Annotated in this window: 13 protein-coding genes and 2 pseudogenes; 8 read left to right on the top strand and 7 right to left on the bottom strand. The window is 70.9% G+C overall.

What is annotated here, in order from left to right:
• Window positions 1–151: 151 nt before the first annotated feature.
• From IE245_RS05415 to IE245_RS05385, 8 genes and pseudogenes are all read left to right on the top strand, one after another.
• Entirely contained in the window at window positions 152–376 is a 225-nt protein-coding gene (locus IE245_RS05415) for a hypothetical protein (protein WP_189945554.1), read from the top strand.
• 340 nt (window positions 377–716) lie between these two features.
• Window positions 717–1,967, top strand: a complete 1,251-nt coding sequence (locus IE245_RS05410; RefSeq protein ID WP_189945553.1) for a cation:proton antiporter — start codon at window positions 717–719, stop codon at window positions 1,965–1,967.
• Window positions 1,954–2,403 carry a CBS domain-containing protein gene (locus IE245_RS05405; RefSeq protein WP_189945552.1) on the top strand — a complete coding sequence of 150 codons (450 nt, stop codon included), beginning with the start codon at window positions 1,954–1,956 and terminating at the stop codon, window positions 2,401–2,403. The genes IE245_RS05410 and IE245_RS05405 overlap by 14 nt, the downstream gene beginning before the upstream one ends.
• A gap of 309 nt (window positions 2,404–2,712) precedes the next feature.
• A complete protein-coding gene (locus IE245_RS05400; protein WP_189945551.1) occupies window positions 2,713–3,432 on the top strand; it encodes a hypothetical protein in 720 nt (239 codons plus the stop codon).
• A 79-nt stretch (window positions 3,433–3,511) separates the two neighbouring features.
• A pseudogene (locus IE245_RS05395) lies at window positions 3,512–6,855 on the top strand (RHS repeat-associated core domain-containing protein); the annotation flags it as partial.
• Between the two features lie 117 nt (window positions 6,856–6,972).
• Window positions 6,973–7,164 carry a hypothetical protein gene (locus tag IE245_RS05390; protein WP_030497917.1) on the top strand — a complete coding sequence of 64 codons (192 nt, stop codon included), beginning with the start codon at window positions 6,973–6,975 and terminating at the stop codon, window positions 7,162–7,164.
• A gap of 666 nt (window positions 7,165–7,830) precedes the next feature.
• A pseudogene (locus IE245_RS36710) lies at window positions 7,831–8,004 on the top strand (MBL fold metallo-hydrolase); the annotation flags it as partial.
• 576 nt (window positions 8,005–8,580) lie between these two features.
• Window positions 8,581–9,561 (top strand): helix-turn-helix transcriptional regulator, encoded by a 981-nt coding sequence (locus tag IE245_RS05385; protein WP_229851081.1) that lies wholly within the window; start codon window positions 8,581–8,583, stop codon window positions 9,559–9,561.
• Window positions 9,562–9,635: 74 nt separating this feature from the next.
• Here IE245_RS05385 and IE245_RS05380 read toward each other — a convergent pair whose 3' ends face one another.
• The 7 genes from IE245_RS05380 to IE245_RS05350 form a co-directional block, all read right to left on the bottom strand.
• The gene (locus IE245_RS05380; RefSeq protein WP_189945549.1) at window positions 9,636–12,401 is read right to left on the bottom strand and encodes a helix-turn-helix transcriptional regulator; all 2,766 of its coding nucleotides are present in this window, start codon (window positions 12,399–12,401) and stop codon (window positions 9,636–9,638) included.
• 322 nt (window positions 12,402–12,723) lie between these two features.
• Window positions 12,724–13,605: an alpha/beta hydrolase gene (locus tag IE245_RS05375; protein WP_189945548.1), complete on the bottom strand. Its 882-nt coding sequence runs from the start codon at window positions 13,603–13,605 to the stop codon at window positions 12,724–12,726.
• 28 nt (window positions 13,606–13,633) lie between these two features.
• Window positions 13,634–14,491 carry an alpha/beta fold hydrolase gene (locus IE245_RS05370; RefSeq protein ID WP_189945547.1) on the bottom strand — a complete coding sequence of 286 codons (858 nt, stop codon included), beginning with the start codon at window positions 14,489–14,491 and terminating at the stop codon, window positions 13,634–13,636.
• Between the two features lie 54 nt (window positions 14,492–14,545).
• Entirely contained in the window at window positions 14,546–15,121 is a 576-nt protein-coding gene (locus tag IE245_RS05365) for a Dps family protein (protein ID WP_189945546.1), read from the bottom strand.
• Window positions 15,118–15,660, bottom strand: a complete 543-nt coding sequence (locus tag IE245_RS05360) for a DoxX family protein (RefSeq protein ID WP_189945545.1) — start codon at window positions 15,658–15,660, stop codon at window positions 15,118–15,120. The genes IE245_RS05365 and IE245_RS05360 overlap by 4 nt, the downstream gene beginning before the upstream one ends.
• 39 nt (window positions 15,661–15,699) lie before the next feature.
• Complete coding sequence (locus IE245_RS05355) at window positions 15,700–16,362, bottom strand: hydrolase (protein ID WP_189945544.1); 663 nt, start codon at window positions 16,360–16,362, stop codon at window positions 15,700–15,702.
• A 205-nt stretch (window positions 16,363–16,567) separates the two neighbouring features.
• On the bottom strand, window positions 16,568–18,466 hold the full coding sequence (locus IE245_RS05350) for an amidohydrolase (protein ID WP_189945543.1): 1,899 nt from the start codon (window positions 18,464–18,466) through the stop codon (window positions 16,568–16,570).
• Between the last annotated feature and the right edge of the window lie 27 nt (window positions 18,467–18,493).

The raw sequence follows: 18,493 nt of genomic DNA, 5'->3' as shown, positions 1-18,493 counted from the left end.
CAGGCCCAGGGGAGCGGCGGGGTCGGCATCGGCCAGGCGACAAGACTGCCGACCGATGGCAAGGCGGCTGCTCCTGCCCCCGCCGCACAATGGCAAACGGCGCAGAGCGGCGGCCAAACCGCTGCCGAATCACGGAAGTGAAGGGGGAGCCATGGCCAAGCCTGTACGCGCGCGGATCGGCAACCGGGAGATTCGCTGCCTGACGTGCGGGGGTGATGTTTTCCGGGAGCGCGAGGTGAAGCTCAACAGCACGGGGATGGAGTTCTTCAACCTCGCGTGGGCGAACGAGTCGGCCACCGGGCTGATCTGCTGGTCATGTGGGTACGTGCAGTTGTTTGTCAACGGTGGCATCAGTCTGTTCCGCGCGGACGCATGAGCTCAGGTCCTGGCCGTGCACCACGACCGCCCTTGCGCGGCCGTGCCCGACAGAGCCGTACGGGCTCCAGAGTCGACTCGACCGTCGCCGACCGGTCTTTCCGGCGACCTGTACGGACACCGCATCCGCGGGGGAGCTGCCCGGCTCGGGGTGGCGTAGTAAGAAGATCCCTCCCCTTGTTGTGATTGCCGGATCTCGGCAACCAGGGCCGGGATTTCGTGCGCGTCAAGGTTCTGTCAATGCCGCGTAGGGAAGGTGTAAGTTTCCTCGTGGTGTGCCGGGAAGTCTGGTCGGCGAGCAAGGGACACATGTCTTTTCTGCCGATCGGGGGACTTCCTTCATGGTGCTCGTCGCCGTCTTCGGGGCCGCACTGCTCGTCGCGGTCCTGCTGTCCGGGCTCGCCGCCCGCACCGTCCTGTCGACCTCGCTTCTCTTCCTGCTCGGCGGGGCGCTGGTCAGTGACGGCTTCCTCGGCCTGATCCACATCACGCCGGAGAGCGAGATCGTGTCGGTGACCGCCGACCTCGCCCTGTTCGCCGTCCTCTTCACCGACGGCATGCACGTCTCCTTCGCCAAGCTGCGGGCCAACTGGAGGAACCCGGCCCGGGCGCTGGGCCTGGGTATGCCGCTCGCCTGTGTCGGCATGGCGCTGGTCGCCCACTACCTCGTGGGCCTGGACTGGACGACCTCGTTCCTCGTCGGTGCGGTCCTGGCGCCGACGGACCCGGTGTTCGCCTCCGCGATCGTGGGCCGCAAGGAGGTCCCGGCCCGGCTGCGGGAGCTGCTGAACGTCGAGAGCGGCATCAACGACGGGCTCGCCCTGCCGGTGGTCCTGGTCCTCATCGCCGCCGCGGGACCCACCGCGGCCGGCGCGGAGGCGTCGTACGGAAGCATCGCCCTGGAGCTCGGCCTCGGCCTCGCCTTCGGCGTGCTGCTCCCGCTGCTCGTCAACGGGCTCGTACGCTTGCCGCATCTCGGCGCCGAGCCCAAGCTGCAGCCGCTGCTGCCGCTGGCCACCGGGATCATCCTGTACGCGGCCTGCCACCTCACCCACGCCAACCCCTACCTCGCCGCCTTCTCCGCCGGGGCGGTCCTCGCCGCCGTCGCACCGGAGTCCCACAAGGCGTTCGAGCCGCTGGGAGAGGCGCTGGCGGAGCTGGCCAAGTTCGCCGCCCTCCTGGTCTTCGGTGCCCTGCTGACCCCGCAGCTGTTCGGCGACCTGTCCTGGGGCGGCTACGCGGCCGCCGTCCTCGCCATCGTGCTGATCAGGCCCGGTTCCCTGCTGCTGTCCCTGTGGGGGACGCGGATCGACCGCCGGGAGAAGCTCGTGGCCGCGTGGTTCGGCCCGAAGGGCTTCGCGTCGGTCGTCTACGGACTGCTCGTCCTCCAGGCCGGCATCCCGCAGGGACAGCAGGCGTACACGCTCATCGCCGTCTGCATCGCCTTCTCGATCATCGCCCACAGCAGCACCGACGTCCCCATCGCCCGCCTCTTCCACGTCGACGACCTCGTCGACACCGGCACCACGCCCCACAAAACCCTCGGCGCGGAGGCGAACACGGGAGGAGAAGTCCCGCATGCACGCACGTGACCTGGCCTGGCCCTGCACCCCGGTCCGCCTGGACACCCGCCTCCACGAGGCCGTGGGACTCCTCATCCGTGAGCGGGCGCCGGCCCTCGTCGTCCTGAGCACGGACGGACACCCCCTCACCGCCGTACCACCCGCCACGATCCTCAACGCCGCCCTGCCCCGCCCCGTACGGGACGACCCCCTGCTCGCCGCCGTCGTGGGCGAAGCACTCGACGACACGGTGCGCGCCAGGGCCGACGCTCTCCTCCTGGCCGACGTCCTGCCCCAGCGCCCGTCCGCACCACCGGTCGTCAGCCCCGACGCCTCACCCCTCCACATGGCCGCCGTGATGGAACGCACCGGCAGCCCCGTCGTCCTGGTCGTCGACTACACCGACGACCAGCCGCACCTGCTCGGCACCGTCGACGCCACCACCCTGCTCCAGCACTACTTCTGAACCGGATCCCGGGCCGGATCCCGTCCGTCCCCCAGGGCAGACGTAGATACTCGACGCCACCCCGCGACCAGCGGCCTCACGCACCCCGGGCGAACACCGGACCCGCAGATGATCTGGGTATCGTGCGGTCCGGTGGGCCGGGTTCCTGGGCGGCTGTGGCCTTCAGCGCCAAGTACGACTGGTCTCCGAACGAGCTGCTTCCTGTCTGCGGCGGTGGCCGCGCCACTCGCCTTGCCCTACGGTGATCCTTCGGTTCAAAAGCCTTCCCGGGGAGGGGTGTTGAGCGGTAGAGGGGGGTCGCCGGCGGGCATGGGGTGCCTGGCCGCGGGGCTGTTCATGGTGTGGGGCCTCGTGGGCCATTTCCTGGCCGTACCGGCCACGTTCGCGGCGCTGCTCGACGCTCAGACGCCGCCGCAGAGGGCGCAGGGCCTCGCCCAGCACGCCTTCCTGTACGGGATGGTGGTGCTGACGGCGTTCGCGGTGGCCGCCCTGGCCGGGCGCGGGCGCATGTTCGTCTGGTGGCTGGTAGTGGTCAGGGCCCTGGTGCTGGCGGTGATCGCGACGGTGGTGGTGGGCTGGGTGGAGCCCCGCGTCGCGGGTGCCCCGTGGAACGCCCGTGCGCTGGCGGAAGGCCTGGCGGCCGGTGCCGTCGCCTTCGTCTTCTGGGTCGTCGTGCGGTGGTGGGACCGCACTCGTCGGCATCGGCCGGTCGCCGGGCAGATCTGGCTGGCCAGGGTGCCGTTCCGCGAGGGCGGGGGAGCGCTGCCGCACTACTGCGTCGTGCTCAGGGCCCGGTGGCGGCATGCGGAGGTCCTGCAGATCACCACCAAGAACAAGGACGACCGGACCGATCACATCCGCATCCCCAACGAAGGGTGGGACCACGTCTCGGGGCGCGCCCACTGGGTGGAGGTGGGGCTGCCACCGCGTCTCGTGCCCTACGGAGACTTCGAGAAGGCCCGTCCGCAGGGGAGGTGCCCCCGCGCCACATGGCGGCTTCTCCGCGCGGCGCGGCCCGTCAGGACCTGAGTCTTCCAGTCACCGATCTCCTGACCCGCGAAAATCAATGCACGACGAACGGCGCAGCTGTCCGGACAACGGTCGCATCACCGTCACGGTCGTCTCCGAGACGGTGACCGTGGACACCAAGAAGCTGTCCCGGCCCAAGCGGGTCATCGCCCCCACCTCCGCCGCGACCGCGGCCACGTGTACGGCGACCCCGGCGACCAAGGGCTGCCGGGCACTGGAGTTCGTCTACGCCACCACCACCACGGGTACCGACACTACCTTCGGTGACTTCGCCGGCCAGGTGAAGGAGATCCGGCTGTGGTCCACCGAGCCCGGTGCCGCAGCGGCCACCTCCAAGGCCGTGCAGACGTACGCCTACGACGCGTCCGGCCGACTGCGCCAGGCATGGAACCCGCAGATCAGCCCCTCCCTGAAGACCGAGTACGCCTACGACGCAGCGGGCCGGGTCACCGGCCTGACCCCCGCAGGGGAACTGCCCTGGACCTTGACCTACGGCAAGGCCGGCAACGCCGCCACCGCCGGTGACGGCATGCTCCTCAAGACGTCCCGCTCCGGCCTCCAGCAGGGCACCAAGGACGTCGAGTCCGGCACCGCGTCCGCCTCGGTCGTGTACGACGTGCCGCTGACCGGCACCACCGCCCCCTACAAGATGGGCGCGGCGGACGTGAAGGCCTGGGGACAGCTGGACGCCCCGACCGACGCGACCGCCGTCTTCCCCGCCGACGCCGTACCCGCCTCCCACGACGGCAGCGCACTGACCTCCGGCTCGTACACCCGCGCCGAGGTCACGTACATGGGCGTCTCCGGCCGTTCGGTGAACAGCGCCACGCCCGGCGGCCACATCACCACCACGGAGTACGACCGCTTCGGCAACACCGTCCGCGAACTGTCCGCCGGCAACCGCGCCATCGCCCTGGGCATCGGCGCCGCCGACAAGGCCGCCCAGTCCGAGCTCGGCATCGGCCTGCTCACCAGCGCCGACCGGGCCGACCTGCTGGCCATCAAGTCGGTCTACGACGGCACCGGCATGCGTGAACTGGAGGAGCTCGGCCCCCTGCGCCGGATCGAGCTCACCGCCGACCTGAAGTCCGGAACGACGACGCTCGTCTCCGCCGGCACGTCGGTGACCGCCCGTTCCCGGAAGGTCAACGAGTACGACGCCGGACGTCCCACCGACGGCACGGCCAAGGTCAAGGACCAGATCACCAAGGTCACCACCGGAGCGGAGGTGCGCGAGCACCCCGGCATCCACGGCGAGACCCGCACCACCCAGACCGTGTACGACTGGGCCAAGGGCATGCCCACCCAGACGATCAAGGACCCCGGTGGTCTCTCGATCACCGAGACCACCGAGTACGACGCCCAGGGCCGCGTCATCAAGCAGCGGCTGCCCGGAGCCACCGGCACCGACGCGGGCACCCGCGTGACCACGTACTGGTCCGCGACCGGCACCGGCACCTGCCAGGGCCGCCCCGAGTGGGCCGACCTGGTCTGCTCCACCGGACCCGCCGGCGCCATCACCGGCGGCGGCTCCAACCCCACCCAGCTGCCGACCACCACCACCGAGTACAGCTGGTGGGGCGGCCCCGCCAAGGTCTCCGAGACCGCCAACGGCAGCACCCGCACCACCACGACCACCTACGACAACGCCGGCCGCGCCACCAAGGTCGCCGTCACCGGCGGGATCGGCCAGGCGGTACCGGAGTCGACCAACGAGTACGACCCGGCCACCGGGCGCATCGTCAGGACGGTCTCCCCGACCGGGGGCACCATCACCAAGGCGTACGACAAGCTCGGCCGCCAGACGTCCTACACGGACGCCGACGACGGCGTGACCACCACCGAGTACGACCTGCTGAACCGGCCGGTGAAGGTCACGGACAACGCGCCCTCGACCGTCACCTACACCTACGACCACACGGCCGAGCCCCGCGGCCTGGCCACCAGGACCACGGACTCCATCGCCGGCGTCTTCCAGGCGGCCTATGACGCGGACGGCTCCGTCGCGACGGAGAAGCTGCCCGGCGGCTACACCCTCACCAGCACCGAGGACACCACCGGCAGCCAGCTCAAGCGCACCTACACGCGTGACAGCGACGGCGCGATCGTCTACGCGGACACCGTGACCGAATCCGTCCACGGTCAGGTCACCACTCACGCGGGCTGGTCCGACCAGAAGTACGGCTACGACGCGACCGGCCGCCTGACCACCGTCGAAGACACCACCGACACCGTCTGCACCAAGCGGACCTACACCTTCGACAACCGCACCAACCGCAAGTCCCTCGCACGCGCGACGGGCACCCCCGGCGCCGACTGCCCCACCACCGGAGGCACCACCACCAGCCACACCTACGACAGCGCCGACCGCCTCGTCGACACCGGCTACGTCTACGACGCCTTCGGCCGGACCACCTCGGTCCCCGGCAGCGGGACGGTCGGCTACTACACCAACGACCTCGTCCACCAGCAGACCGCCAACGGCACCCGGCGGACCTGGCAGCTCGACGCCGCCCGCCGCTTCCGGTCCTTCAAGACCGAGACCGGCAACGGCAGCACCTGGACCCAGACGGGCTCCAAGCCGAACCACTACGACGGCGACGGCGACAACCCCCGCTGGATCGTGGAGGACACCGCCACCGGCGCCCTCACACGCAACGTCGAATCCGCCTCGGGCGACCTCGCCGCCACCACCGGCAAGACCGGCGACACCGTCCTGCAGCTCACACCATCCACGGAGACGTAGCGCTCCAGCTCCCGCTGGACACCAGCCAGGCACCCGCCGCCCTCGACAGCGACGAGTACGGCAACCCCCGCGCCGGTCAGCCCGCCACGCGCTACAACTGGCTCGGCGCCAAGCAGCGCTCCACGGAGACCCTCACCGGCCTCACCCTCATGGGCGTCCGGCTCTACAACCCGGCCACCGGCCGCTTCCTCTCCCTCGACCCCGTCTACGGCGGAAACGCGAACGCCTACGACTACGTCCACGCGGACCCGCTCAACAGCTACGACCTCGACGGCAAGTGGGGCTGGTTCAAGAAGAAGTGGAAGCGCTTCAAGCGCAGCGGCGTCGGACGCTGGGTCAAGAGGAACCGCGTCTGGATCGCCGGTGGCCTCACCGGCGTCGGCTGTGGGCTCGTGACCTTCGGAACAGCCGCTGCCGCCTGCGCGGTCATCGCCGGCGGAGCCGCCAGCGCGGGCGCTCAGTGGGCGGGAAACCGCAGGTCCACCCGAAGCGAGATCATGTGGGCCGGCATCTCCGGCGCCGCGGGCTTCGGAGGAGGCGGCGCGGCTCTCGGCGCCATCGGCAGATGGGGACTCAAGGCCGGGCTGCGACGATGGCTCCCGGGAAGCGGCCGTCACGCCACGTACAAGCCCGCCTCCCACCGCAAGCGGAACTGGTACTCGCGACGCTGGTGGTAGCACCTACCCACCGGTCTGACCAGGTCCGGTAACAGCACAGCCATCAGGAATCGGGGCGCTGCCGCGCCTGCACTCGCGAGCAGCGCCCCGACGTCCCCGCGCAGGGAGTGGAACAAGGTGAACGAAAGCCGCAGCAACGCCAAGATCATGCCGGTCTTGGCCGTCCTGGCCTTCGCAGCAGGTATCGCGTTCTGGGTCATGAGAGGAGCGCGGGAGAGCGCTGCGATGTTCGCCTGCTCGGCGGTCATCTTCGCAGCCTCGTGGTTCTTCGCCGTGCGCGCCGCACGCGGCGACGAAGAACAGAACTGACCCTTGCAGGACGGGCGGGCCCGGTGCGCAGTCGACCGCTTGACGGCTACCGCGCATACCGGGCCCGTCGGCATTCAGACCGCGCAGGGCCGACGGCAGGATCTGGGCCTGGATGAGGTCCAGGCCGAACTCCTACGACGACGATGGTGACAGCCCCATCTGGATTGCGGAGGACATTTCCAACGGCGTCCTCGTGCACGACGTTGTGCCCGCCCTGTCGCGGAGCACTCGACCACCAAGAAGCGTTCATCATGAAGCTTCGCGAGCCGCCCCAAGGCTGCCTCGCAGACATTGATCAAGGTCGAAGCAGGCTTCGCGCATCAGCTACGACCCGCCGCTCTCTCCAGTGGCACGCACCCCACTGTGTCCGCCTCGGGGCTTGACGTGTGGCGCCGCCATCGACATGGTTCCTGAGACCCGATCCGCAACCTGTTGCCGTCCCAGTGGACGACCAGCGGGTCCCAGACCAACACGAGTGGGCTGGCTGGTGACTTGAGTCAGAGATGCACCGGCAGTAGGCCGCGAACCTCTGACTCGGAGACCGCAGGCCAGGGAACGGGCGCGGTCGGTGAGGCTGTACCCGCAGCAGCCCGGGGGCGCCGTCCGTGACCTTTCAGGGCCCCGCCGAGGGCCTGAAGTCAGTCCTCGGGCTTTACTGAAGTTGTGGCGGTGGCGCTTCCCCGTCCCGGTGAGCCGTTCGAGCCGGCGGGGAAGGTGCCCGCGGACGCCTGGTGGCGGAGTGTGTCCCAGCCGATCGCTCATCCGTGGCGCCGGCCGAAGCCGGTGCATACCTCTGCCGAGGCGTCCGAGCGTGATCTCGACCTGGCGGGTGATCGGTGACGTCGGATGCGGACGAGCTGGACAGGGTCGTGGCCCTGCTGGCTCGCCTTTCGACCGAGGAGCGTGATCGTGTGGTGCGCGTGCTGGACGGTCCGTCCCGGCGGGAGCCTTCGGCGAGCGCCAAGCGGTTCGTGCCCCTTCCGACGAGAGCGGGTGCGTCGTCGGTTGTCGTGCGAACGCGCGTCGTGGGTCCCTGACCATGGATCTTCCACACCGAAGTCACAGCCGAGGACGGGCCCACCGTCCTCGAGTCACTCCGCCACGGCCTCGTGTCGGAAGCGACCGTTGTGCTGCGCCCAGCCCGGAGCGAGCACTACCGGTTGTTTCTCGCGGCTCATCCGACGACGGAATGCCGCTCAGTCCATGCCCGTTGGGCCTCGATGGCCTTGATCTGCACAGGGCCGCCGGCAACGCGGCACCGACCTGTCTGACGGCCTCGTTCCGCGGCTCCGCGCGACCGTCCGGCAGGCGAGCCCGGTCCGTGGAAGGGCATCCACTTCCGAAGTGTCTTGAGCACGGCCATGAGCGTGGAGAGAATTAGGTTTCGAGCCATGCCATACAGGTGGAGGAACGTTGTTGCTGCTGGACACTGACGCCTTGCCTCCCGCCGAACGGCTGGAGGCCTTCCGCCACGGGATGACGAACGAGTCGGTGCCCAACCACATCGCCCATGAGAAGACCCCCGAGGGCGTCCATGCCCGGATGGAGCTGTGGAACGTCGGGGAACTGCCCATGTTCTCCACGTACAACAGCGGTTTCGAGGCCCACCGCACACCCGCGCACATCCGCAGTCAGCGCAGCAACCCGGTCGTGTCGGTGTCGCTCCAACACCGGGGAACGGGCCGGGCGGAGGTCGCCGGTCAGCGGATGACCTTCGGACCCGATGACGTCTGCGTGTTCCACGAGCTCTCGCCCCGCGTCTACGGATGGTCGGGCAACGGGGGCTCGCAGGCCACGGTCTTCGACGTCGAGCGGATCGGCCTGCCCGTCGAGACGGTGGTGAGGGCCTCCCTCCAGCTGCGGGCGAGTCCGCTCCACGACCTCGTCCTTCGCCACCTGCGTGGCATGTGGCGGAATCCGGGCCGACTGGCCCGGGACCCCGGTGCGACCGCACTGGCAGGTGCCACCGCCGACCTGGTCCGCGCGCTCCTGGTATCCGCGGCGCACGACCCCCGGACGCCGGCCGTGCGGTCGGTGATGGACGAGACCCTGCTCACCCGGGTGATGGCCCACGTCCGTCGGCACCACACCGACCCTGCCCTCTGCGCGGAGAGCATTGCCGCCGCGCACGGGGTCTCGGTCCGGCATCTCTACCAGGTGCTGCGCGACGCCGACTTGAGCCTGGAACAGTGGGTGATCAACGAGCGGCTCGCCACCGCCCGGCGGATGCTGGCCTCCCCCGATCACGCGGGCCTCACCATCGCGGCCCTCGCGGCACGCTGCGGCTTCTCCAGCCCGAGCCACTTCACCCGCCGGTTCCGGTCCGCCTACGACGTGACCCCGCGGGAGTGGCGGCAGCAGGCGAGGCAGGGGACGGGCCCTCGGCCCCTCGCCTGACCCGGGGAGGCGAACGCCGCCTGCCGCATGTCTTCCGGACTGGCGCTCCCGTAATTCGCGGGCGAGGCGGCCGTTCATGGGGCGTACGCTTCGCGCACCGCGTGCGCCAGGGCCGCGCGGGAGGCCACGTTGACCTTCGGGAAGATCTTGTAGAGATGGGTCCCCACCGTGCGCGGTGACACCTTCAGCCGCTCGGCGATCTGTCCGTTGCTCAGCCCGGATGCCACGAGCCGCGCGATGCGAAGCTCTTGGGGGGACAACCGCCAGACCTCGGTCGGCCGGGCTCGCGCGACGACGGTGCCGGCAGCCCGGAGTTCCTCCGCGGCCCTGAGCTCCCAGGCTTCCGCCTTTAGCCGGGTGAAGTGCGTGTGCGCGGTCAGCAGGTGAGGACGGGCCTGCTCGGGGCGATGGGCGAGCCGCAGCCACACGCCGTGGCGCAGGTGCAGGCGCGCCAGCTCGAAGGGCCATGCGTCCGCTCCCGGCATCGCGTAGGCGGCCTCGCTGAGGGTATGTACGTCCTCACCTTCGGCGGCCATCGCCTCGGCGGCCGCCAGCAGGAAGGCGTGGCGGGGGCCGACGTCTCCCATGCCGATGGCGTGGCCCGCCGCGACGTGGCGCAGCGCCTCAGCGCGCCGCCCGGTTCGTACCGCTGCCTCGACCAAGGTGAGGAACATGTGCGGGGCATGCGGTTCCTGTTCGGCGAACGTACCCGGCGGGGTGAGGAGGGCCGCGAGGGAGTACGCGGTCTCGTCCTCTCCCAGGGACAGGGCGAGGACGGCGCGGATGCCGGTGATCCTGCGCAGGACGTAGGACTGGCCGCGTTCCCTCGCCCAGGGCTCGATCCGTTCCAGGACCGCTTCTGCGTCCGTCTGCCGGCCACGGGCCGCGTGCGCCGAGGCCTCGGTGAGGCGGAACAGACGCGCGTGGAATCCGCAGCCCTGCTCGCGAGCCGTGTTCGCGCCCTGGCGGGAGACGGAGATGCAGCGGTCCCATCGGCCCCGCAGATAGTCGTCCCCGCAGGTGGCGAGGCTCACGTGCGCCTGAGTCAGGTAAGGCGCTTGTTGGACCACGCGGTGCCAGAGTTGGGCGTGCTCGCCCACACAGTCGAGGGCAGCCGCGATCCACAGCAGCTGCCAGGCCTGCTGTGTCTCCTCCTCGGGTGAAAGTGCTGCGATCAGGCGCCGAAGACGCCGCGTGTCGCCGGGGGCCTGGCGGGCGGGCCGGTTCCAGAGGTCGAAGCAGAACCGTGCGACGGCCCCGTGGAAAGGCAGTTCCGCGCGCAGAGCGTCTTGGAGCGCCGGATCCCCGGAGAAGGCAGCCGTCAGGTGAAGCAGGAAGTGGAGGGTCTCTGGTACGGCGTCGTCCGCCGTCGTGGTGCAGGCGGGCAGACGGGCGAGCAGCGTCGGGAGACGGGCAGCAGCGGGGGAGTAGTCACCGTCGACCTCGAACCGTACGTAGGCGTCGGTCAGTTCCCACAGGGGCCGGCTGTCGGCGGCTACGCCGTTGGCCTCGGCCTCCGCCAGCAGGCGGGCGGCGATGGCCGGCTGTCCGCCGATGGCCGCCGCGTTGGCGGCGGCCGTGAGCCTGGCGCCACGTGTTTCCGGTCGTGCGCTCAGCCGCGCGGCACGCTCCAGGAGCGTTGCGGCTTCGTGGTGACCGCCGCGGCGGATCGTGCGGCGGGCGACCTCCACGAGGTGGTCCGCCACGCCGTCGTCGGTACCCGCTACGGCGCTTGCCAGGTGGGTGGCACGCCGTTCGTCGTCATGGGGCAGTACGGCGGCCAGGGCCGCGTGGGCGCGGCGCAGGTCCGGGGAGGAGGCCGTCCGTACCAGCGATGTGCGGACGAGAGGGTGCAGGAAGGTCAGCCGGGCGTGCTGCAGCCGGACCAGGCCGGACCTCTCGGCCGTCACCAGCGTGTTTTCCGATGCCGCCGCCCCGGCGGCGTCCGCGGCCTCAAGCGCCAGGCGGATACTGCGTTCCTCGTGGCCCGCGAGCGCGTGGAGCAGCAGCAGGAACCGAGTCCCTGGAGGCAGGGCGTTCAGTCGGAGGGCGAAGTCGTGCTCCAGCTGTTCGCCTGGTGACAGTGCGGTCGGCGCTGAAACCTGACACGCGTCGGGAGAGCACCCCGGTCCAGCGGCGCTCCCCACCAGAGCCAGCGGGTTGCCGACGGCTTCCCGTACCAGACGGGCTCGGGTCTTCGCCGGGAGGTCGGGACGGCGGTGGCGCAGGACCGCCGCCGATTCGGCGGGGGTCAGGGGAGCGAGGTCCCAGACCTCGGCACCGGTGGTGTCCAGGCCCGATGCGTCCTCCGCGCGCAGGGCACAGATGAGGACGAGCGGCGCGGCAGTGAGTCTGCGTTGGAGGAAGGCCAGAACCCCGGCGCTGGGCGCATCCACCCATGGGAGGTTGTCGACGGCCAGGAGGAGGGGTTGTTCGTCGGCGATCCCGCTGAGCAGCGCCAGGGTGGCGGCGGCGACGGCCGGACCTGCGGGAGGCGCGCCTGCTGCGGCTTCTTCCAGACAGTGGCGCAGGGAAGCGGTCAGCACGTCCTGCCGGTCCAGCAGAGGCTGGACCAGCCGGCGCAGGACACCGAAGGCCACGCCTGACTCTGGCGCGGTGCCGGCGGCGCGCAGGACGCGCATCCCCTGTTCCGAGGCGAAGGAGACGGCCTGGTCCAGCAGCGCGGTCTTGCCGATGCCGGCCTCTCCGCGCAGCCACAGCGCCCGCCCTTCGACCGGGGCTGCGAGCAGGGCGTTCCGCAGGGCTGCCCAGGGGGCAGCGCGCCCGGTCAGCGACGTACCGAGCCGGGATGGTGCCCCCGCGGTGCCGTCGGACGTCATCGTGCCGCTCCTTGGGAACCGTGACTGCGTCGAACCGTGGCGCGGGCGCGCTCCCACGACGCTTCGACGCTAGGTCGCGGGCGGAGCCGAACCGGCGGTCGCGCACCTACAGGCCAAAGCCCTGCAGCCACGGGCCAGAGTTCTCCGTGTTCACCGGCCGGAACTCCGTAGCCCTGGGCCGCGGGGGTGACTCTTCGGACTCTTCCGCCCGTTCTTCGGAGAGTGGATCCGTCGAGGGGCGGGGCGGAAAACGCGGAGCGGCCGGTCCGGGACGCAGAGGTCCGGACCGGCCGCTCGGAGTGGTGCGGGGGTCAGCCGGTGGTCATGTCGCCTCCGAACCCGTGGCGTCGACGTGGCGGCTGAGGAAGGCGAGGGCGGTTTCTGCGACCTCGCGCCATCCGCTGTCGATGGTGAGGGCGTGGCCCCGCCCCGGGATCTCCTGGATTTCCGTGACGGCGGACTCGTTGCGCACCTGCTTCTTGTACGAGGCGTTCGCGATGGCCCACGGAACGGTCTTGTCCTTGTCCCCGGAGAGGATGAGGAGGGGGCCCCGGTCGGGGTTCAGGGTGTCCACCTTGACTTCGGTCCAGGGGTTGACGTTCGCGACCGCGGCCTGGAACAGCGGCTCGCCCGACGCCGGCACGGCGAAGGTCTCGTACAGCTCGCGCGCTTCGGTCTCGGTGACGGCGTTGGCGAACGAGTACCGGAACTGCTCGTAGGTGAGCGGCACGGCCCGGTGGTAGTTGGCGGGGTTGCCGAGCACCGCACTGGCCGCGCGCAGGGAGGACAGGGGCAGGGGCAGCACGCCCCGGAACGGGGCCGGGTCGATGGCCACCGAGGCACGGGACAGCCCGCGGCCCGCGATGATCTGCGTGATCAGGCCGCCGAAGGAGTGCCCGACCACCACCGGCTTGCGGTCGAGCTTCCGCACGAGGTCGCAGAAGTGGTCGGCGACCTGGCCCACGCTCTTGCCGGCGAAGACCTCGGGGTGGGCGTTGGCCTCCTCGACCGTCTCGGGGTCGTCGGGCCAGCCCGGCATGACCGGGACGAAACCGGCGGCGTCGAACACGGACGCCCACCGCTCCCAGCTGGTGGGCAGGAGCCACAGGCCGTGGACGAAGACCACGGGGACGCGGCCGTCGGCGTTGGCCCGTTCGACCTGGGCGAGGTCACGGGCGTAGGAGTTGTCGGAGGGTAGTGACACGGAAGAGTCCTTCGGGAGTGGGGCGCCGTCAGCGCCGGACGGCGTCGGCGGCCGATCGGATCAGCGAGGTCACCGCGTGCGGGAAGCTCTGGAGGGGCAGGTGTGAGCTGGGGACCTCGACCGTGTGCGAGCCTGCGCGCCGGGCCTGGAAGCGCTGGAGCTCCGGCGGGATGCCGTGGTCCTCGGTGGCGATCAGCGTCCAGGACGGCAGAGCGCGCCAGGCCGCCGTCGTCGCCTGGTCGCCGAAGGCGGTGGCGCTCAGCGGACGCTGGACGGCGGCGAGCGTGCGGGCGGTGTCGCGCGGCACGTCCTGGGCGAAGACCTGGTGGAAACGGTCGGTCCTGATGTAGAGGTCGAGGCCGGGGGAGCCGTCGGGCGCGGGGGAGGCCACCTGGGTGAGCGCCGGTGCCAGCTGCGAACCCGGGAATCGGGCCGACAGTTCGCCGAGCACCTCACCGGCGTCAGGCATGAACGCCGCGACGTAGACGAGTGCCCGGACGCCGGGGATGCGCGCGGCGGCCTGGGTGATCACCGCTCCGCCGTAGGAGTGGCCGGCCAGGACCACGGGGCCCTCTACGCTTTCCAGGACGGCCGCGATGTGGGCGGCGTCGTGGTGCAGTCCGCGCAGCGGGTTGGCCGGGGCGAGCACCTGGTGACCGCGGTCCTGAAGCCGTTCGATGACGGGTGACCAGCTCGACGCGTCGGCGAACGCGCCGTGGACCAGGACGATCGTGGGCCGGGGCTTCCCGGAGAGGGCACGGTCCTGGGCGGCGGCGGGGCTCGCGGCGGCGGTCCCGATGCCGAGCGATGCGACCGTGGCGGCACCGGCCGTGATAGCCGCGCGCCGCGAGACGCCCTTCGCTGACAGGGGCTGGGCAGGGAACATGCGTATGCGCTTTCTGTGCGGGGTTCGTCGAACGAGGGGGGCGGAACAGGCCTCTCAGGCGCGGGTCAGCGGGGTGTCGACCAGGTGCTCGCCGAGGAACCAGATGTGCGTCTCACCGGTCCGGATGACCTCGGAGACGATCAGATCCTCGCTGCCGGCGTCGCCCAGGTCCGCCACCCGACGTGCCGCGTCCCGGGCGTCGACGAGGATCGTCTCGTGTGCCGCCAGGAGACGCGACAGCATGGCGGGCACCTTCTCCACGCCGTCGGGTGGGCGGGGGACACGGGTCATCTCGGCGGCGTGGCGTGGGTCTCCGACGGCGACGCCGCCGAGGCTCTGGACGCGTTCGGCGAGGAGGTCGACGATCGCCAACTGCTGTTCCGCATGCCGGTCCAGCAGCAGGTGCAGCTGGTGGAAGGTGGGCCCCCGCATGAGCCAGTGGTGCTTCTTGTAGAGCGCGTACAGCATCTGCGCGTCGGCCAGCAGGAGGTTGAGGCGTCGGCAGGAGTACAGCCGGCCGTCGTGGGAGAGGCCGATGCCCACGTGCTGCACGGTGTCGAACGCCTGTACCTCCTCCGTCTTCCGGCTCTGGTGCGGTGGCGGGGTGTCGAGGGACGGGGGAGCCGTCATGTTCCACTCCGGATGTCTGAGGGGCGGGTACGGGGCCCGGCGCCGGGACTCGTGGGCGCGGGACGGTGGAGCAGCGCACGGACGACCAGGGCGCTTCCCACTCCGCCGGTCACGGCGACGAGGGCCCACCAGACGGGCCAGGGCGTCAGGCCCAGGGCCGCGTCCACGGACCAGCGACCGGGGCCGGTGAGGGTGAGGACCGCGGGCAGGACCATGAGGACCAGCGGGTACTCGTAGCCGTCGTTCTGGACCCACAGGCCGTGCGGCAGCTTCACGGTCAGGGCCACGGTCATCACGCCGATGACCCCGGCCGCGGCGGCCGGGGTCAAGGCGCCGACGGCGAGCATCAGCCCCGCCCCGATCTGGGCGCCGCCCGCGGCGACGGCCGTCAGGGCGCCGCCGCGGAAGCCGTCGCCCCGGAATTCCGCGGCCCCGCCCGCCAGCCCCTTGCCGCCGAGCCGGAAGCTCACCTTCTGCACTCCGTGCCCGGCGACGAGAAGCCCGACGAGAAGCCGCAGGACCAGCAGACCGATGTCCATCGTCGTGCTCTCCTGGGGTGGTGGACGTCGGTAAGGGGATCAGCCCGCGGCGTACGGGTCGATCATGGACTGGGCGTAGACGACCCCCATGCCGTAGGCGCCGCCGTGCTCCTTCACCACGTCGAGGGTCTGGGTGTACGTCTCCCCGCGCGCCCAGTCGCGCTGGAGCTCCAGCAGCACCTGGAGCCAGGTGACCGGGACGGCGCCGGCCGCGGTCATGCGCTGCATGGCGTGCTCGTGCGCCTCGGGCGTGACGCCGGCGGAGGCGTCGGCGACGACGTACACCTCGTAGCCCTGGCTGAGGGCGGAGAGGGCGGGCAGGACGAGACACACCTCGGTCCACAGCCCGGAGAGGATGATCTTGCTGCGGCCGGTGGCCCTGACCGCCTCGACGAGCGCCGGGTCCTCCCAGGCGTTCATCGTGGTGCGGTCCACGATCTCGTGCTTCGGGAAGACCTCCCGCAGCTGCGGCAGAAGCGGGCCGGAGAACGACTCGGCGGCGACGGTGGACAGCACGACGGGGACGTCGAAAACGGTGGCCGCCTTGGCGAGACCGACGGTGGCGTTGATGACCCCGGCCCGGTCCGAGCTGGCCGCGCCGAAGAACATCTGCGGCTGGTGGTCCACGAACAGCATCATCGCGTTGTCGGGGGTGAGCAGGTCGGGGCTGGGGGCGGCCTTGACGGAGTCGATCTTGTTCATGACAGATCCTTCCAAGAGAGGAGTGCCGAGAAGGCAAGAGGAAACACGTGAGGAACAGGCTGTGTTAAGGCAGCTGACGTGTGGTCAACTCCACTGAATACAGAGCCTGTTGTTGCTTTGAAGCTACGGCCGCACGGGTTCCTGGCGCTTTGCTCAGGGTGGCCGGGACTGTTCCCGCACTGCATGGCTCGTCCGAGTCGTCCGCTCAGAGGACGAAGCAGGGATCGAAGACCTGAGGGCCGCTCTCGGGGGCGAAGTCGCGGGCGACCCGCCACTGGCGGTGCTGCTCCGACTCCGCCACCGCCTCCGCCAGGCGGTCGGCCTGGCGCGCCCCCGTGATGCCCGGCGGCGGAGTCGCCTGGTAGCCGCCGAAGTGGGCCACCGGACTCCAGGAAGGACTGACGGGCGGGACCGCCTCGTCCAGGCCCTCATACTCCGCCGCCGCGTAGACCAGCCGGCCGCCGACGACGGTGAGGACCGACTCGATGTGCGGGATGTCGTCGACGTGCACGGCGAAGTAGTCGTGGGACAGGACCGCGAAGTCCGCCAGGAAACCCTCCCGCAGCAGACCCTTCACCTCGCCTTCGCCCGTCATCCGGGCGCCGCCGAGGGTGTACAGCTCCAGCGCCTTCTCCCGGGACACCAGCCGGCCCGGCGGATACAGGCAGAGGTCGCCCACGGTGCGCCCGGTGACGAGCCAGTGCAGGGCCACCCACGGGTTGTACGACGAGACCCGGGTCGCGTCCGTGCCCGCCGCCACCCGCAGGCCCTGCTCCAGCATCTCCGTGACCGGCGGCGTGCGTTCGGCCGCCTCGGCGCCGTACCGGTCGACGAAGGCCTTGCCCTGGAAGGACATGCGGTTCTGCACGCCGATCGAGCCGCCCAGTGCCGCGATCCGCTCCAGGCTCCGCGGGGACACCGTCTCGGCGTGGTCGAAGAGCCATCTGTTGCCGGACGGGAAGAGGCCGTCCGCCGCCAGCTTCTCGAAGACCGCCAGGTCCCGGCGGATGGTCTCGTCGTAGGTGGCGTGCAGCCGGAAGCCCCAGCCGTTCTCCATGAGCAGCCGGACGGCCTTCTCGAACTCCGCCTCGTAGCCGGCGGTCAGTTCGGGCCTGGGCTCGGAGAAGTTCTCGAAGTCGGCCGCAGCCCAGGTCAGGTTCTCCCCGGCGCCGTTCAGCCGGAGCCATTCGTCGCCCTCGTCCGGGCGCACGGTCTCGATCCACCGCCGCAGGTCGTCCAGCTCCTGTCCGGCGGTCTGCGGGAAGAGGTGGTACGCGATCCGCAGCGAGAGTTCCCCGGCGCGGGCCAGCTCGGTGACGGTCCGGTAGTTCTCCGGGAAGCTCTGGAACCCGCCGGCCGCGTCGACGGCGGAGGTGAGGCCGAACCGGTTGAGTTCCCGCAGGAAGTGCCGGGTGGACGTCCTCCGGTCCTCCTCGCCCAGCGTGGGCGCCGCCGCCAGCGTCGAGTAGAGGACGAGCGCGCTGGGCGCGGCGAGCAGGACCCCCGTCGGTTCCCCGTCCCGGCCCCGCACGATCTGCCCGCCCCGGGGGTCCGGTGTGTCGCGGGTGTAGCCGGCGGCGCGTACGGCGGCGCCGTTCATCAGGGCGGACTGGTACAGGTGCAGGACGAAGACCGGTGTGTCCGGGGCCGCGGCGTTCAGTTCCGCCACGGTCGGCATCCGCCGCTCGGCGAACTGCTCGGCCGTCCAGCCGCCGACCACCCGTATCCACTGGCCCTTGGGGGTGCGGCCGGCCTGCTCGCGCAGCATGGCCAGCGCCTGCCGCAGCGAGGGCACGCCGTCCCAGCGCAGTTCCAGTACGTAGTTCAGGCCGCCCCTGATCACGTGCAGGTGCGAGTCGTTCAGGCCGGGGATCATCCGGCGGCCCAGCGCGTCGACCACGCGCGTCCGCGGCCCGACGTGCCGTGCGACCGTCGCCTCGTCACCGAGAGCGGTGATCCTGCCGTCGCGGACCGCCAGGGCCGTCGCGGCGGGACGCTCCGGATCGCCGGTGTGGATCTTGGCGTTGCGGACGACGATGTCCGCGGCGTCGCCGTTGTCGAGATCGGGAAAGGGGGTGACACCGCTGACCGGCATCGTCATCATGACGGGGCCTCTCGTTCTCGGGAGGAG

Source organism: Streptomyces roseolus (assembly GCF_014649855.1).
Lineage (GTDB): Bacteria > Actinomycetota > Actinomycetes > Streptomycetales > Streptomycetaceae > Streptomyces > Streptomyces roseolus.
The sequence above is the reverse complement of the archived record's forward strand: the minus strand, read 5'-3'. Positions and strand labels throughout refer to the sequence as shown.

Coding starts and splice junctions, on each gene's coding strand:
- IE245_RS05415 (WP_189945554.1), top strand. CDS start 152: ATGGCCAAGCCTGTACGCGCGCGGATCGGCAACCGGGAGATTCGCTGC.
- IE245_RS05410 (WP_189945553.1), top strand. CDS start 717: ATGGTGCTCGTCGCCGTCTTCGGGGCCGCACTGCTCGTCGCGGTCCTG.
- IE245_RS05405 (WP_189945552.1), top strand. CDS start 1,954: ATGCACGCACGTGACCTGGCCTGGCCCTGCACCCCGGTCCGCCTGGAC.
- IE245_RS05400 (WP_189945551.1), top strand. CDS start 2,713: ATGGGGTGCCTGGCCGCGGGGCTGTTCATGGTGTGGGGCCTCGTGGGC.
- IE245_RS05380 (WP_189945549.1), bottom strand. CDS start 12,401: ATGACGTCCGACGGCACCGCGGGGGCACCATCCCGGCTCGGTACGTCG.
- IE245_RS05370 (WP_189945547.1), bottom strand. CDS start 14,491: ATGTTCCCTGCCCAGCCCCTGTCAGCGAAGGGCGTCTCGCGGCGCGCG.
- IE245_RS05365 (WP_189945546.1), bottom strand. CDS start 15,121: ATGACGGCTCCCCCGTCCCTCGACACCCCGCCACCGCACCAGAGCCGG.
- IE245_RS05360 (WP_189945545.1), bottom strand. CDS start 15,660: ATGGACATCGGTCTGCTGGTCCTGCGGCTTCTCGTCGGGCTTCTCGTC.
- IE245_RS05355 (WP_189945544.1), bottom strand. CDS start 16,362: ATGAACAAGATCGACTCCGTCAAGGCCGCCCCCAGCCCCGACCTGCTC.
- IE245_RS05350 (WP_189945543.1), bottom strand. CDS start 18,466: ATGATGACGATGCCGGTCAGCGGTGTCACCCCCTTTCCCGATCTCGAC.